Source organism: Sphaerisporangium aureirubrum (genome assembly GCF_042658925.1).
In the GTDB taxonomy this organism is placed as follows: domain Bacteria; phylum Actinomycetota; class Actinomycetes; order Streptosporangiales; family Streptosporangiaceae; genus Sphaerisporangium; species Sphaerisporangium aureirubrum.
Genome location: NZ_JBHSRF010000035.1, coordinates 19,117 through 34,662 on the forward strand (window position 1 = coordinate 19,117; position 15,546 = coordinate 34,662).

The window sequence follows — 15,546 nt, forward strand, 5'->3', positions numbered from 1 at the left end:
AACTGCAGTGTGACAGCGCGACCACGATGACTGCTTCTGGATCCATCAGTCGGGGAGATCAAGGTCGGAAAGGCGGGTGGGGCAGGTTGCTTGTTGTAGGAGTGGGTGGGTTTGGAGGATTTGGCGGGCTTGGGTGCGGGCTAGGTTCCAGCCGTTCCAGGAGTCGGGGGCGTTCAGGTTGTTCGCTGCTATCACGTCTCGGAGGACGCAGGTGCGGGTTGGTTCGGGGAGACGGTTCAGGGCGGGGACCGCTTCGGATCCCAGGGAGCCGAGGTAGTCGTGGTCCAGGCGGTCTACGCCGCGGACGGCCATCTGGGTTTCGGCTACCCGGGCGTCGGGGTTCCAGACGGCGAAAGCGAAGACGGTCAGGCCGGTGAGGAGGACCAGGGAGCGGAAGAACCAGTTCGCGTGGCCGATCATCAGGCGTGCGGCGCCTGCGGTCAGGACCAGGACGAAGACCGCGGCCAGCCACCAGATCGATACCTCTACGGTGGCGCGCAGGCGGGACAGGCCGTAGGCGTCGGTGTAGAGGGCCAGGCGGTGGAGTGCTGAGGCGAGGATGACCAGGGTGAAGGCGCAGAGGAGACCTAGGAGGGCGGCCGGGAGCCAGCGGTCGGCGGGGCGGGTGGGGCGTAGCAGGGCCGCTGTGGCCGTGACGATTCCCAGGACGAAGACGCTTACCGTGACCAGTTCGAAGAAGCCCGATCTGGCGTACTCGGCGTAGGTCAGGCCGGCCGTGGAGAGGACACGGCGGCTGCCGCCGAACAGCACGGTGATCTGTACGGCCACGAACGACGCGAAAAGGAGGTTCAGGGCCACCAGGGGGATCACCCATACGCCGCGGTCGATGCGGACCCGGAGGTCGGGGCTGGCCGGTTCGGCGACGGGGCGGAGCGCCACCAGGACGCCCGCGGCGGCCAGGGCGGCGAACACCAGGAAGAGGAAGATACGGAAGGGCAGGTTGTCCGCCCAGCCCGGCGTCTGCAGCAGGTCGCTCACGAACGACGAGAACACGGCGTCGGCCGAGCTGAACAGCAGGCCGAAGACGCTCAGGAAGATCACCGTGATGCCGGTGCCGGCGAGCACCGGAAGCACCTTGCCGCTCCTCCCCAGGCGCTTCAGCGGGATGGAGAGGAACCAGGGCAGCAGGAGCGTGGACACAGCGACGGAGGCTCCGCCCGTGATCACCCCCAGCCAGCCTCTCCCCGCGCCGGACACGGCCAGCGCCCCGATCGCGAACGCCAGCAGCAGCGCGGGAGCTACCAGCCAGTCTGCGTCCCGGAAGATCGTCACCGACACCAGGGCGTACGCCAGGAGGCCGGCACCCACCGTCCAGAGGTTGAGCCGGCCGCGTCGCACCGGGAGCATCGCGGGGAAGACCGCCGCTCCCATCGCGACCGCGGTCAGTACCAGACCCAGCCCTGTCGAGGGGTCCGGCACGGCCACGGCGGCGACGAGACCCACGAACGCCGCGGCCGGCAGGAGCCAGCGAGGCACGCCGGGCAGATCGGGACGGGGGAACAGGGGCGGTGGCACGTACACAGGCGGGGACGCGGAGTGGGCACCGGTGTGGAGCACCGGGGCGGCACCGGTCGCCACCGCGCCGGCCGGATGGCTCACGGCTGGATGGCTCACGGTCGGCTGACTCCCCGCTGGACCTCCAACCGGACTCCCCGCCGGACTACCAACCGGGCTTCCAACCGGAGGACTCCCTACCGGACTCCCGGCCGGAGCACTCCCAGCCGCAGCACTCCCTGCCGGACTCCCGGCCGGAGCACTCCCGGCCGGAGCGGTGGCTACCGGTGTGCTGGGGGTCGGCTCGTTCTGCGGTGGATCGGCGGCGGCCGAGTCGTCCTGTTCCGCCATGGGTCCTTTCATTGCGACTCCTGTCGTCGTATCCGGTCCTGGGGCCGGGGCCGAGACGGGTGGGCTCGTCGGGGCGGGCAGGGATGCGGTCTCTTCCGGCACGCTTGCCTCCCTCGGTGCGCTTGGCTCCGCGGTGCCGGAGTCGTGCGGCGCCATGTCCGGCCCGGAGCTCGCACGCATCTCGCCGGCGGCCGGCGGGGGGTTCAGGAGCGGGCTGTCCACGGGGGACCCCACCTCGTCGTCGTCGGCCGGAGCGGGGGGGAGGACGGTTCCCGCGATCGCGGCGGGCAGGGCGACGACCATCCGGCATCCCGGCGCGCCGGCGGCCCCCGCCGGCGTCGGTGCGTCGGTGACGTAGACGGAGCCGTCGTGGAGTTCCACGATCTCCTTGGCGATGGCGAGCCCGAGGCCGGCGCCTCCCGCGTCGGTCGCGCGGCCGGCGTCCAGGCGGGAGAAGCGCTCGAAGACCCGGGTCCGTTCGCCCACCGGAATGCCGGGGCCCTGATCGATCACGCTGATCTCAAGGGTCGGCCCCTTCAGCTGGGACTCCAGCCGGACCGTCCCCCGGGGAAGGCTGTGCCGTACGGCGTTGTCCAGCAGGTTGGCCAGGACCTGCGCGAGCAGGGCGGGATCGGCGGAGACGAACGTCTCGGAGACCTCGCTGACCACCGTGACGTCGTCCCGGCCGAGTGCGGCCTCGGACGCGGCCTGGCGGCACAGGGACGCGAGATCCAGCACCTCGGGCTCGATCAGCCGGACCCCGGAGTCGAGCCGGGACAGGTCGAGGAGCTGGGCGGTCAGGCGGCCGAGCCGCTGGGTCTGGGCGAGGGCGGTGCCCAAGGTGTCGAGGTCGGGCGGGGAGACGCCGTCCACGACGTTCTCCAGCACGGCCTGGAGGCCGGCGATCGGCGTCCTCAGCTCGTGGCTGACGTTCGCCACCAGGTCGCGGCGCTGCCTGTCCACCTCGCCGAGGTCGGCGGCCATCGCGTTGAACGCCCGGGCGAGCTCGCCCACCTCGTCCCTCGACGTGGCCGAGACGCGCAGGCCGTACCGGCCCTTGGCGATCGTCTGGGCGGCCGCGGCCATCTCGCGCAGTGGACGGGTCATGCCCATGGCGAGGAGCTGCACCATGATCAGCGCGAGCACGGCCGCGACGGCGATCCTGGCGTCGCGTGACCAGCCCGCGTTGATGCCGACCTCGTTCACGACGAACGCCGTCACCACGGCGAGCATGATCACGATGGCCAGCTTGACCTTGATCCGTCCGAGGAAGTCGAGCGGTCTCATCTAGCGTGCCTCCTTCCGGGCGGCGGCGATCACGAACGGACCAGCGCGTATCCGACTCCGTGCACCGTTCTGACCACATCGGGGCCGAGCTTGCGGCGCAGCGCGCGGACATGGCTGTCGACCGTCCTGGTCGCGGCGGCCTCCGAGAAGCCCCAGACGTCCGACAGCAGTTGCTCGCGCTCGAACACCTGGCCCGGCCGCTCGGCGAGCGTGCGGAGCAGGTCGAACTCGGTTCTGGTCAGCTGCGCCTCGATTCCCCGCACGAACACCCGCCGCTCCGCCGTGTCGATCTCGACGTCGCCCACACGGATCACCGTGTCCTCGTGCGCCAGCTGGCTGGCCCGCTCCACCCGCCGCAGCAGCGCGTGGATCCGGGCGACCAGTTCCCGCATGCTGAACGGCTTGATGATGTAGTCGTCCGCTCCCACGCCCAGGCCGACCAGCACGTCGGTCTCCTCGCCGAGCGCGGTCAGCATGAGCACGGGGACGGGACGGGCCGCCTGCATGCGCCGGCAGACCTCCAGCCCGTCCAGGCCGGGGAGCAGCCGGTCGAGGACCACGACGTCCGGCTCGGCCTTGGCGTACGCGGCTAATGCCTTCTCGCCGTCGCCGGCGACCCGCACGTCGAATCCTTCGGCGACCAGCCTGAGCTGGACTGCCTTCGCGATCGTCTGGTCGTCCTCGACGAGGAGGACGCGCCGCTGCTGGGGGGTGCCCATGGACGGAAGCGTAGGGCCCGGCCGTGCAGACGAACGGTACCGCTATGTGCAGATCTGGTGCATCGATGCGCGCGACGGCGACCAGGGCGGGCGGCCCGCGGCTCAGCGCGCGGGGCCGACCAGTGCCTGCACCACCGCTATGCCGACCCGAGAGCGGGTGGTCCGCCAGACGTGCCGGTACTCGTACGGCCAGGCGTAGACGGGGCACTGTTCGCTGGTGAGGGTGGACACCCGGGGCTCGTCGAGGTCGGTGGCGGCGTGGTGGTACAGCAGGCCGATGCGCGGGACGATGATGCCGTAGTCGAAGACGCGGCCGAGGGGGTTCTCCTCGGCGAGGACCGTCTCGATCGGCACGTCCTCCAGGGGGTATTTGTCGGGGAGGACGTTCTGGAGGGAGAGGAAGAGGTCGGCGCCCCGGCGGCGGGGATCGCCCAGGAGTGCGCCAAGGACGGCGAGCCGTCCTAATGCCAGTTTGGGGCGGATGAGCAGGCTGTGCGCGTAGAGGACGCGCAGTAGTGCGACGTCCATGAAGAAGCGTTCCAGCGGGGTCTCGAGCTGGACGAGTTCGCGGTGGTTCAGGTACCCGGCCACGATGCTGGCGTTGTGCGCGCGGTACCAGGCTTCGGGGGCCGGCCGTCGCAGGAACGCCGTCCAGTGCCGTACGGCGGTGGAGCTGGGCTCGCCGGGCGCGCCGTTGAACAGCAGGTCCGCTTCGGCGGCGTCGCGGAGCAGGGATTCGTTGACGGCACGCCACCATGGACTGCCGGGGGCCGGGGCGGTGGGGGGTGCCAGCAGGCCTCGCTGGAGCTGCCAGCGCATGAAGGCCACCTCGGCGCGCCGGTAGGAGCGGATGGTCCGCCCGGCGATGCGCTGGTCGTAGAACCTCGCCGCGAGGCGGAGGCGGCGGGCGGGGTCGTCGCGTACCTCGGCGACCATCTCATCCGCGCGGCGGGCGGCGCTCGCCGACGCCCCTCGGCTCGACATGCGAGGAGAATACCGAAGGCCGCCCCGCGCGCGAACGGTGCTCTCAGTGCTTGGCGGCGTCCACGGCGTCGCGGACGGTGGCGACGCCGGCGGGGGTGCCCGGGGACTCCCAGAAGTTCTCGGTGTCGGTGGGGCGGGCGAGGTTCTGCAGGTGGACGAAGTAGATGTTGTTGAAGGCCTTGACGACCCTGGACGTGGGCAGGTGCCGCTGGAGCAGGCCGCTGGACGTGGCCGAGTCGTCGTCCAGCTCGGGGAACCTCCCGTCCCGGTCGGGGTAGTAGTTGTTGGTGTCGATGACCGGCTTGCCGGCGAGCGGCTCCACGGGGACGTCGCGGTAGGCGCGCAGCGGGACGCTGACGACCACCAGGTCGCCCGCCGCGCCGGCCTCGGCGGCCGTCGCGGCGCGGGCCTTCGGGCCGAGCTCGGCGACCAGGTCCTTCAATGTCTCCGGGCCGCGCGAGTTGCTCAGTACCACGTCGTAGCCTGCGGCGATGGACAGCCGGGCGACGGTGCCGCCGATGTTCCCGCTGCCGATGAGAGCGATTGTCGTCATGAGGGGGGTAACCGGCGCTACCGGCCCGGCATGTCGCACCAGGGACGGGGGTCACGTCGCGGACGGCCGCCGCGGGCCTCTGTGGACCCCCGGCGGGCCGCCTGCCCGGCGGGGGTCCGGCGCTGGGGAGCCGTCAGAGTTCGGAGACCCAGTAGGGGGACACGTCCAGCCAGCCGTTGCCGCTCGCGCCGTTCAGGCGGCCGCCGCTGGAGGTGGACAGGGTGTACCAGGAGTCCACGTAGTCGGGGTCGTCGGTCCACCAGGACGTGGGGATGGCGGCGATGATCGCGTTGACCAGGGGGATGTAGACGCCGGCGTCGGCGATGGTCAGCAGGGCGGTGATGATGGCCTGGGCGAGCTGCTGGTAGTTGGTGTCGCCGTCGTCCTCCATCATCACGACGTCGGCCAGGTTGTACTTGTAGCCGTTGAAGTGGACCAGGAGCTGGTTCGGGTAGTAGGTCGTGCCGTCGTTGTCCAGGTACGGCATCTGGACGATGTTGACGGTGGCCTTGCCGTCCAGGCCGAAGCCGCTGACGATGCTGTAGATCTCGGCGGATCCCTTGATCCACGGCTCCTCGTCGTCCGACAGCCGGACGGCGTTGACCTTGGTGGCCCAGTACCCTCCGGCGGACCGGGCGGTCGCGAGCGGCCGGGCCGCGGTCACGCCCCTGGCGGACAGCGTCCTGCGCATGAGGTCGATCCCCAGGGTCAGCGCCCTGGCCACGTCGACCTCGACCACCAGTACCGGCCGTGCGGGGGCCTTGGCCGGGTCGAGGACGACCTTGCCGCCGAGCGGGTCGTAGGCGGTGATCGAGGCGGCCTCGTCGTCGGTGGGGGCGGCCGCGACCAGCGGCACCTCGCCGCGGGATAGGCCTGTGCGCATCGCGTCGGTGGCGACGCGCAGCCGCAGCAGCGAGCCGCCGTTCGCGGGGAGGCCCTTGGCGGCCAGCACGGCCTGGTTGGCCGTGCGGGTGGCCTGGGCGAGGCCGGTGTCCGCGGTGAGCGCCAGCAGGTCCGCGGGCGCCGAGGCGGTGGCCGACACGGCACGGTCGCGGACCTCGCGGCCGGCCAGGGCGGCGGCGACCTGGGCGGCGAGGCGTTCGGTGACGGCGGGCACCGTGTCCGCGGCGGCGGGGGCCACGGGTGCCGGATCGGCGGGAGAGGCCAGGGCGGTTCCGCTGGACAGGGCCAGTGCGACCACCGTGGCGACGGCGGCCGTGAGGACTCGGGTCACGAGTCTTCTCCTTCGGTCAGGGTTCCGGCCGGGTGGGTGTCCTGGCCGGAGCAGCGAGACAGATGGAGAGTGACAAGTACCGACAATTCGATACATGTAGAGACCTGTCGACGACCGAGCCGTCCTTTCGTATGGCTTTACGCTTTCCCGACCGGCTCAGTCAGCGAAAAATAGACAGTCAGTTCGCGCTACAGGTCAGTAGAAGACCGGCGGCCGCGTGTGGCCGGTCTCTCAGCCCGCCGGGGGGTGGGTTCGCTGGTAGTGGCGCCGGGCCTTCATCCGGTTGCCGCACGTGGCCATGGAGCACCAGCGGGCCTTGTTGGTCTTGCTGCGGTCGAGGAGGAAGAGCCTGCATTCGGGGTTGGCGCAGGGTCTGAGCCGTCCCGGCCTGGTCTTCTCCAGCGTGTCCCAGGCCAGGATGATCCTGACGCTCATCGCCTGCTCGGGGGGGACGTCGAGCGACCATTCGACACCCTGCCCGGCCATGGCCGGACGGTAGGCGGCGCCTTCCAGGAACGGGGCCAGGGCGCTCGCCGGGAGATCGCCGCGAAGGACCCCCTGTAACGCGTCCCTGGCCTGCCGCACGGTGTCGTGCTCCCGCGGGGACCCCTCGCCGCCGCGCGTCCGCAACCAGGTGTGCGCGGCGGCGGGATCGGCGAGGAGATCCTGCCGCGTGCCGTCGAGGACGGGGGTGCTGTTGAGCACGTCCAGCAGCAGGTCTTCGTCTTCCCGTGTGGCCTCCACGATCAACCCTAACCCCCTAGATATGTTTGACAGGTTAGCAACCCTTCTGGTTCAGTCTAACCACTGAAGCGGAGATAAGGGGTTAGCCATGGTCAACGTCCACCACCGTTACGCGACCGTGCAGGGCAGGCGGCTGTTCTACCGGGAGGCCGGACCCTCGGACGCGCCCACCCTCGTGCTGCTGCACGGCTTCCCGGCCAGTTCGTTCATGTTCCGCGACCTCATCCCGGCGCTGGCGGACCACTACCACGTCATCGCCCCCGACCACCTGGGCTTCGGGCTGTCCGACGCGCCTCCCGTGGAGGAGTTCGAGTACACCTTCGACGCCCTCACCGGACTGACCAAGGGCCTGCTGGACCAGCTCGGCGTCTCCCGCTACGCCGTCTACGTCCAGGACTACGGCGCTCCGATCGGCTGGCGGCTCGCGTTGAACGACCCGGACGCGATCACGGCGATCATCACCCAGAACGGCAACGGCTACGAGGCGGGCTTCGTGCCGAGCTTCTGGGCACCCATCTGGGACTACCACCGCGAGCAGACCCCCGAGACCGAGGGGGCGGTCAGGCAGGCGCTCACGCTGGACGCGATCAAATGGCAGTACGTCACCGGCGTACCCGACGAGACCCTCGTCAGCCCCGACACCTGGCACCACGACTTCGCCCTGGTGTCCCGCCCCGGCAACGACCGCGTCCAGCTGGCCCTGTTCCTGGACTACGCCACCAACCCTCCGCTCTACCCGCACCTGCACACGTACCTGCGCGAACGCCGGACGCCCCTGCTGGCCGTCTGGGGCGAGGGCGACGAGATCTTCGGCCCGGCCGGCGCCCTCGCCTTCGCCGACGACCTTCCCGGCGCCCGGATCCACCTCCTCGAGGGCGGCCATTTCCTCCTGGAGACCGCCCTCGACGAGGTGACCCGGCTGATCAAGGACTTCCTTGGAAAGAGCTAGGGGTCAGCGGCGGGTCAGCAGCGGATGCCAGCTGCCGGGGCGCTGGCTGTCGAGCATCTCGCCGGAGAGCCGGACGCTCTTCGAGCCGTCCAGAGTGACGACCACCAGGCGGGCGTCGAACTCGTCCCGGCACGTGCCGAGGCACTGCAGGGCGACGAGGTGGCCGTCGTCGGCCCACGCGCGCAGTTGCAGCATCTCCTGGCGGCCGACCACCTGGCCGGAGGCCACGTCGGTCACGAAGGTCTCCGGTCCCCTCGGTCCCTGTGCCCTCAGCTTTTCGAGGTCCTCCGGCGACAGCGTCCGGACGGCGTCGGGGATCTTCTGCTGGAGCACTCCGGCGTACAGCCTTCCGTCGGGGGAGTAGTCCACCTCGCTCGACGGATTCACGTCGCGCTCGGGCGCGTCGTGCGGGCGGCCGTCGAGGTCGTAGTAGAGCCTGTCCGGCTGCTCGGGCTTCGTGGGCCGCATGGCCCTCGTGAGGTTCGGCCCGCTGACCAGAGTGCCGTCCAGGTTCCACCGGAAGGGGGCGCTTTCGGGCTGGCCGATGGCCTCTCCGGCTACCGGGTGGAAGGTGGCCGTCGCCGACGCGGCGTCCACGATGTGGAAGCCCAGCCGACGGAACCGCGGCACGCTCCAGCTGTTGCCGCCGTCCCTGATGCCGGTGCGGATCGACGGGTCCTTGTCGAAGCTCGTGACCAGGATCCTGCTGCCGTCGGGGGACCAGGACACGTAGGTCGCGGGCTGCTCCAGGGCGACCCATCGGAGCTCCCGGGTCGTCATGTCGAGAATGCCCACGCGCCGGGCGGGCAGATCGCGCTCCAGTACCGCCGCGTACTTCATGCCGGGGGCGACGTCCAGGTTCGACCAGTCCGTCATCTCGTAGGTGCCGGTGCGGGGGTCGTACAGGTACCAGGTGTCGTGGCCGCGGTCGCTGTTCTTGCCGATCTTCTCGGTGCCGGAGACGTAGTAGGCGGAGACGGCGATCCGCCCGGCGGTGATCAGCCTCTTCGGCGGGGAGTTCTCGGGATCGGTCTGGATGTCCAGCGACGCCGGCAGGTCCGCGGGCGTCACCTCGGTGGGCGGCGACACCGGGGTGGTGACGTCGACCGGTGTGGGGACGGGGTACCGCGGGGACGCGGGGTCCGGCCTGGCGGGCGGCCCGTCGAGCAGGCGGGGGACGAGCATGCCGACGGTCACCACGACGACGGTGGCCGCGGCGGCGAGCATCATCGTGATCGAACGGCGGCGGGCGCGGGGGGCGCGGCCGGCCAGCGCCCGGTCGGCCAGGCCGTGCGGGACCTGAGCTTCGGCCGCCCAGTCCTCCAGCGTCTCAGGCAGCAAGGAGTCCGGGATCATGAGGTGACCTCCTTGAACGGGGGGCGGCGCGGGGCGTCGAGTTCGGCCAGTTCGGGGGCGAGGACGCGTAACCGGGCGAGCGAGCGGTGGACCGTGCTGCGGACGGTGCCGACCGAGCAGCCCATGACCTGGGCGACCTCGCCCTCCGGCAGATCCGCGAAGAAGCGGAGCACCAGCGCGGCGCGCTGGCGCGCGGTCAGTCTGGCGAGGGCGTGCCGGAGCACGAGCTTCAGCTCGGCGGCGTTCATGTCGTCGCGGGCCGGTATGTCCGGCGCCTCGGGGACCACGGTCTCCCGCCGCCGCGCGGCGAGGCGCCACCAGCTCACCTGCTGGCGGTACATGGCCCGGCGGACGTAGGGCTCTGGGTCGTCTATACGCGTCCACCGCGCCGCGGTGCGTATCAGCACCGTCTGCAGCAGGTCTTCCGCCGCGTGCTGGTCGCCGCCGGTCAGCAGGTAGCCGAGCCTCATCAGTGCCGGCGAGCGCGACGCCACGAACTCGCGGAAACGTCGCTCGTTGGCAACGTCCACGATCACCTCCGGAGGATTGGATGTCCTCCTTCTGACGCCACCATCCTCTCTTTTCTATGCCTCCCCGTCCCGCTTCCGCTCAGGGGTGAACCGTCTCAGTGCCGGGTCATGCCCGGGTCCACCTTTGGTTGGCGGATCCGTTGCAGGTGGCGACGGTGACGCCGGAGGTGTTGCCGGTACCGGTGACGTTGAGGCAGAGGTTGTTGGCGGGGGTGGTGACGGTGCCGTTGGAGTTGAAGGTCCAGCGCTGGTTGGCGTTGGTGTGGCAGTCGTAGAGCTGGACCCTGGTGCCCGAGCCGGCGTTGGTCGGGGAGTCCAGGCACTTGCCGAGGATCTGCAACTGGCTCGCCGAGGTGTAGGTGAACCTCTGGTTCGGGTTGGTGTGGCAGTCGTAGATCTGCAGCTGGGTGCCGTTGGCGCTGGCGCTGTTCGGGGAGTCCACACAGCGGCCGGCCCCCTCGTTACGCAGCCGGAACGTGGTCGCGGGCGTCACGGTCGGGGTCGGGGTGACGGTGGGCGTGACGGTCGGGGTCACCGTGGGCGTGACGGTCGGGGTGGGGGTCGGCGTCGGCTCGCCGCCCATCACGACGGTCGTGAGCGAGCGCGGCCTGAGGGAGACCACCCCACCCGTGATCGTGGCGGGCGTCATCGAGTTGGCGTTGTCGGTGACGTAGGCGGTGGTGCCGGGCGGCAGGCTGTCATAGGCGACGGCCGAGTTGCCGGTGTTGAGCACCGTGACGACCTTCGAGCCGTCGGCGTTGAGGAACGCCGACGCCCTCAGCGCCGAGTTGCTCGACGTCGCGCCGATCCGGACCGCGTCCGGCCGGATGAACCGGCTGTACGCCGCCATCGCCCACAGCCGCTTGGACACGCGGTACGTCCGCGCGGACGGATCGATCTGGATCAGCGCCCGGGTGGTTCCCTGCGAGCCTCCGAGCCAGTAGACATAGGCGCTGACGTTGCCGACGGTGAGCGCCTGGTGGACGGCCTGGGCGATGGCGAAGCCGTCGTTGCCGCTGCCGTCGTCCCAGTTCTCGTTCCAGGTGCTGCCGTCGGGGGTCCACTCCGACATCCAGGCGCGCTTGCTCCCGGGCTGCGGGCTCGTTATCTGGCTGGCGTAGGTGTGACCCGTGTAGGTCGTCACCCAGCGGCGGGCCTCGGCGTCGGCCTCGATGGCGTTGCTGTACGACTTGGCCTGGTCCCAGCCGAAGGCGTCACAGCAGGCGAGCTTCACGTCGGTGGCCAGCGGGCCGAGTATCTTGACGAAGGCGGCGGCCTGGGCCGGGGTGAAGCGCATGGACTCGTAGGTCGCCGTGTAGTCGGGTTCGTTGGTGAACCCCAGGTCCGTGATCGGGACGCCTTCCTGGGCGTAGAACTTCGTGAACTGCACCAGGTACCGGGCGTAGGCCGCGCGCCACTCGGACCTGAGGTTGCCGCCGTTGTTCTCGCTGTTGTTGTCCTTCATGTACCCGGGAGCGCTCCAGGCGTCGGCGTAGAACCGCTTCACGCCGTACGACTGCGCGGCCTTGGCCACCCACACCTGCGCGCCGTCGTCGCCGTCCCACACGTACCTCGGTGCCGCGTCGGGCCCGCCCGGGTTCTGCGGCTGAATGGAGATCATCTTGTCGTACGGAGCGCCGGCCGGCGAGGCGCCGATGCCCAGGCGCAGGATGCTGAGCCCGGCGCCGGTGGCGCGATCGAACCACAGGCGGAAGACGTCGTTCTGCTGCGCCGCCGAAAGGTTTCGGAGCAGCTCGCCCCGGCGGAACGCCGTGGAGACGCCGAAGCCGTCGATCGCTTGGTAGCGCACGCCGTCCGACACGGTGATGACCGGCGCGGCCGCGGCCTGCCCTGCCACCAGTGACGTGCCGAGAAGAACGGTTGCCATGGCGATCCGTATCACGGACCCTCCCGAAATCGTGCCATCCGGACACTGGTAGCGGGTGGAGCTGGTCTGGCCGAGCAGCGCCGGTCGCCGGTGATGACCACAGCGTGGTGCGCTGACAGACCGGGTGACCGGGCGGCGCGTCTCGCTTGGGGACCAAGTGTGGGAAGGGCCACGGAAAGCGTCAAGGCTGAGCCCCGAAAGTTGCGGTGCCCTGAATCCTCGCGCGCGCTGTGACGTGTGGAGATGCCATCCGGTGTCATTGAAAGTATCAGCGGCCACCCCGCCGGCATGGCGTGGAGGCCGGGTGGCTCACTCGCCGGTCAGCGACATCCCCGAGCGGGCGACGATGTCGCGCAGCGCGTCTATGTGGGCCTTGTACGCCCGGCGGCCCGCCAGGGAGAGCTTGAGCCAGGTCCTGGGGCGCTTGCCGACGTGCCCCTTGCGGATGACGACGTAGCCGGCCGTCTCCAGCGCGGCGGCGTGCTTGGACATCACCGAGTCGCTGACCTCGACCTCGTCGCGGACGAAGGCGAACTCGGCCTCCTCCACCGCCGCGAGCAGCGACATGATGCGCAGCCTGGCCGGAGCGTGGATCACCGGATCGAGCTCGCCCATCAGCCCGCCTCGATCGTCGCCGCCATGCGCCGCGTGATGCGCCGGGCGACCGGCGGCCCGGTGACCGCCATGTACACCGTCATGACGAGGGCGGCGAAGGTGCGAGCGTAGGGCACCTCGACGGCCGAGAGCGCCAGAGCGAGGACGAAGCACAAGACGAGCGCCGTCACCAACCAGGCCCCGAAGATCCCCAGAACCCTCCAGGTGACCAGCGCCCGATGCGGACGCTGATGCCCGAGCAGCACCAACGCCAGCACCAGCCCGATCAGCGCCACCGTCAACACCCCGATCCCCGTCCTCATCACCCCCACCGAGGTACCCGGCTCGGTGAAGAACTGAATCCCGGTGACGTAAAGCCCGACCCCCGTGGTGTACCAGGCCGGGAACCACGGCCGCGACCTGATCAGCCGAGCCTGCGAAGCACGAATCTCACTCAGCGTCCGCGCGGCGTCTTCCGGAGTGATATGCGCGGCATCTTCGGGGGTGGCGTCCATGCCAACTCCTCTCTTTCCACTCTCTTTCCACTTAGGAAAGTACTTTCCACTTTCCACCCCGTCAAGTACTTTCCACAAGCTTCCTCCGCGCGAAGCGCGGCCTGTACCTCACGCGCGTAGCGCGGCCTGTACCTCACGCGCGAAGCGCGCCCGCTACCTCCGCGCGTAGCGCGCCCTATACCTCCGCGCGTAGCGCGCCCTCTGCAAGGAGCATGCGGCGGCCGCCCCAACGGCCCGGGTCGGAGTTCGTCCCCTACCGGCGCCGGGACGGCGAGACGGTGTACGGCGAAGTCGGCGCCGTCGTACGGCGGGACACCGGCCCGCCGGTACGCGTCGCGGTGGGGCACGGTGAGCCCGGCAGGACCCGGGGGTGCGGGGGTGTCCCCCGCAGGAGAACAGCCCTTGCGTCCTTCCGCGCGAAGCGCGCCCTCGGCAAGGACCATTTCACCGGCGCCGCACATACGCGGGGTTGCCCGCCGTACGGCGGCGCCGACTTCGCCGTACAACGTCCCGCCGACCCGGCGCCGGTAAACACAACCACCAGACGGCGACGAGAACCGGAGTCGTGCGGCGGGTGTGGAGCCGGGCGGGCGATGTGAATGGAACAGCGGGCTACGGGGCGCGACACGTCGCGGTGGAGCTTGGTGAGCCAGGCAGGGGCCGGTTATTCGCTGTATGGCGGCGTGGTGGTTGGGCGGGTGGGGATCAGGGTTTCGATGCCGTCCAGGATGCGGTCTAGGCCGAAGGTGAAGTGGGGGGTGGGGGTTGTCGGGGAAGGGGGGGTGTCGGGGTCGCCGAAGACGCCGGCGGTGAGGAGTTCGGCGAGGGCGGGGAAGCGTGTGGGGTCGATCAGGCGGGTGAGCATGGCTTCGTACGCCGACGCTGGGGTCTCTCGCTGATCGGGGGTGGTGCGCAGGTCGTTGGTGGAGAGTTGCGCGTGGCCGCGGACGTAGTGCATGACCAGCAGCAGGACGGACATCTTCTCGTGGGGTGACAGGGCGGTGCCGCCGAGGGTGCGCAGGCCGGCGTCCATCCAGGCGAGCTGGCCCGGCTCCAGGGGCGGCGGGCCCACGGCGGTCGTCTGCAGGATCCACGGGTGACGGTGGTAGACGCCGGCCAGTTCCAGAGCCCACCGATGGAGCTGGCCGCGCCAGTCGGACGGCGCGACCGGGATGTCGGGCGGCGGGCCCGGGGCGGCGTCCAGCATGAACGTCCGCAGCTCGTCCTTGTTGGCGACGTGCCGGTACAGCGACATGGTGGCGCAGCCGAGCCGCTCGGCCAGGCGGGCCATGGACAGGGCGGGCAGGCCGTCGGTGTCGGCGATGGCGATGGCGGCGGCCACGATGCGGTCGAGGCTCAGCGGCTGGGCCGGGCCCCGCGCGCGGCGTTCGGCGCGGTGTCCCCACAGGACTTCCAGCGTGCGGGGCAGCTCGCCACCGGTCTTCTCGCTCATCGGCACGATCCTATCGCGGTGCGTATCACCCACGCTTTGCGTATTACATACGCACTGCGTATCAGATACGCTCCAGCGTATAACCTACGCATCCCCCTCCCGAACAGGAACCGAAATGGTCACCACCACGGAGAACCCACCCCCCTCATCCACCGAAGACCCGCCCGCCAGGCGCGTGCCTCCCCCGCGCTGGTGGCGGCGCCCCTGGATGGCGCCGCTCGGCTTCGTCGCCGTCATGTTCCTGGCGTTCTCCGTGCCGCCGTACCTCACCGGCGACCCGGCCGCCTCCCGCGTGCCGCAGCCGGCCGGGTTCACCGCGCACTACCCCCTGCTGGTGGCGCACGTCGTGTTCGCGTCGATCGCGATGCTGACCTGCTTCATGCAGGTATGGCCGTGGTTCCGGCAGCGGTACCAGGTGGCGCACCGGTACATCGGCAGGGTCTACGTCTTCGGCGGCGTGCTCCCGGCCGGCCTGGCGGGCCTGGTCGTCGGTGCGGGCACCCCGTACGGGCCGGCGATGGCGGCCAGCAACGTGATGCTGGCGCTGCTCTGGCTGACCTGCACCGTCGCGGGCTACCGGATGGCCCGGCAGCGGCGTTATGTCGACCACCGGCGCTGGATGCTGCGCAGCTTCGCGCTGACCTTCTCGATCATCACCAACCGCGTCTGGTCCGTCATCCTCTTCCTCGCCCTGAGCCCCCAGCTGGAGACGACCTTCAAGGGCGACGAGACCATGTTCACCTGGGCGATAGCCAGCACCGGCGGCTGGCTCGGGTGGACGGTGCCCCTGCTGATCGTGGAATGGTGGCTGGAGCGCGGCGACGCGTCCAGGCGCCGGGCCCGCTCCAGGCAGCGGGCGTAGATCCCGGCGCGA

At 70.5% G+C, this 15,546-nt stretch carries 14 protein-coding genes; 2 read left to right on the forward strand and 12 right to left on the reverse strand.

The window, feature by feature from the left end; translation table 11 throughout:
- Nucleotides 1-45: 45 nt before the first annotated feature.
- The 6 genes from ACFP1K_RS22385 to ACFP1K_RS22410 all read right to left on the reverse strand — a co-directional run bounded on the left by ACFP1K_RS22385 (nucleotide 46) and on the right by ACFP1K_RS22410 (nucleotide 7,387).
- The gene (locus ACFP1K_RS22385) at nucleotides 46-3,153 is read right to left on the reverse strand and encodes a DUF4153 domain-containing protein (protein WP_380756445.1); all 3,108 of its coding nucleotides are present in this window, start codon (nucleotides 3,151-3,153) and stop codon (nucleotides 46-48) included.
- A 29-nt stretch (nucleotides 3,154-3,182) separates the two neighbouring features.
- Entirely contained in the window at nucleotides 3,183-3,872 is a 690-nt protein-coding gene (locus ACFP1K_RS22390; protein ID WP_380756447.1) for a response regulator, read from the reverse strand.
- Nucleotides 3,873-3,974: 102 nt separating this feature from the next.
- Nucleotides 3,975-4,856, reverse strand: coding sequence for a hypothetical protein (locus ACFP1K_RS22395; RefSeq protein WP_380756449.1), 882 nt, complete (start codon nucleotides 4,854-4,856; stop codon nucleotides 3,975-3,977).
- A gap of 43 nt (nucleotides 4,857-4,899) precedes the next feature.
- Complete coding sequence (locus ACFP1K_RS22400; RefSeq protein ID WP_380756451.1) at nucleotides 4,900-5,409, reverse strand: NADPH-dependent F420 reductase; 510 nt, start codon at nucleotides 5,407-5,409, stop codon at nucleotides 4,900-4,902.
- A gap of 133 nt (nucleotides 5,410-5,542) precedes the next feature.
- A complete protein-coding gene (locus ACFP1K_RS22405; RefSeq protein ID WP_380756453.1) occupies nucleotides 5,543-6,643 on the reverse strand; it encodes a DUF3103 family protein in 1,101 nt (366 codons plus the stop codon).
- A gap of 231 nt (nucleotides 6,644-6,874) precedes the next feature.
- Nucleotides 6,875-7,387: a CGNR zinc finger domain-containing protein gene (locus ACFP1K_RS22410; protein WP_380756455.1), complete on the reverse strand. Its 513-nt coding sequence runs from the start codon at nucleotides 7,385-7,387 to the stop codon at nucleotides 6,875-6,877.
- Between the two features lie 88 nt (nucleotides 7,388-7,475).
- On the opposite strand from ACFP1K_RS22410, the gene ACFP1K_RS22415 reads away from it, so the two are divergent.
- The gene (locus tag ACFP1K_RS22415) at nucleotides 7,476-8,336 is read left to right on the forward strand and encodes an alpha/beta fold hydrolase (RefSeq protein WP_380756457.1); all 861 of its coding nucleotides are present in this window, start codon (nucleotides 7,476-7,478) and stop codon (nucleotides 8,334-8,336) included.
- 3 nt (nucleotides 8,337-8,339) lie between these two features.
- Here the strand turns inward: ACFP1K_RS22415 and ACFP1K_RS22420 are convergent, their stop codons facing one another.
- The 6 genes from ACFP1K_RS22420 to ACFP1K_RS22445 form a co-directional block, all read right to left on the reverse strand.
- The gene (locus ACFP1K_RS22420; RefSeq protein ID WP_380756459.1) at nucleotides 8,340-9,692 is read right to left on the reverse strand and encodes a hypothetical protein; all 1,353 of its coding nucleotides are present in this window, start codon (nucleotides 9,690-9,692) and stop codon (nucleotides 8,340-8,342) included.
- Entirely contained in the window at nucleotides 9,689-10,228 is a 540-nt protein-coding gene (locus ACFP1K_RS22425; protein WP_380756461.1) for a SigE family RNA polymerase sigma factor, read from the reverse strand. Before ACFP1K_RS22425 ends, ACFP1K_RS22420 begins: the two co-directional genes overlap by 4 nt.
- A 100-nt stretch (nucleotides 10,229-10,328) precedes the next feature.
- Nucleotides 10,329-12,110 (reverse strand): ricin-type beta-trefoil lectin domain protein, encoded by a 1,782-nt coding sequence (locus ACFP1K_RS22430; protein WP_380756463.1) that lies wholly within the window; start codon nucleotides 12,108-12,110, stop codon nucleotides 10,329-10,331.
- 309 nt (nucleotides 12,111-12,419) lie between these two features.
- Nucleotides 12,420-12,725 (reverse strand): winged helix-turn-helix domain-containing protein, encoded by a 306-nt coding sequence (locus ACFP1K_RS22435; protein WP_380756466.1) that lies wholly within the window; start codon nucleotides 12,723-12,725, stop codon nucleotides 12,420-12,422.
- On the reverse strand, nucleotides 12,725-13,219 hold the full coding sequence (locus ACFP1K_RS22440) for a hypothetical protein (protein WP_380756468.1): 495 nt from the start codon (nucleotides 13,217-13,219) through the stop codon (nucleotides 12,725-12,727). Before ACFP1K_RS22440 ends, ACFP1K_RS22435 begins: the two co-directional genes overlap by 1 nt.
- Before the next feature lie 664 nt (nucleotides 13,220-13,883).
- Nucleotides 13,884-14,672: a TetR/AcrR family transcriptional regulator gene (locus tag ACFP1K_RS22445; protein WP_380756471.1), complete on the reverse strand. Its 789-nt coding sequence runs from the start codon at nucleotides 14,670-14,672 to the stop codon at nucleotides 13,884-13,886.
- Nucleotides 14,673-14,787: 115 nt separating this feature from the next.
- Between ACFP1K_RS22445 and ACFP1K_RS22450 the strand changes: the two genes are divergently transcribed.
- Nucleotides 14,788-15,534: a DUF2306 domain-containing protein gene (locus tag ACFP1K_RS22450; protein ID WP_380756473.1), complete on the forward strand. Its 747-nt coding sequence runs from the start codon at nucleotides 14,788-14,790 to the stop codon at nucleotides 15,532-15,534.
- Nucleotides 15,535-15,546: the final 12 nt, after the last annotated feature.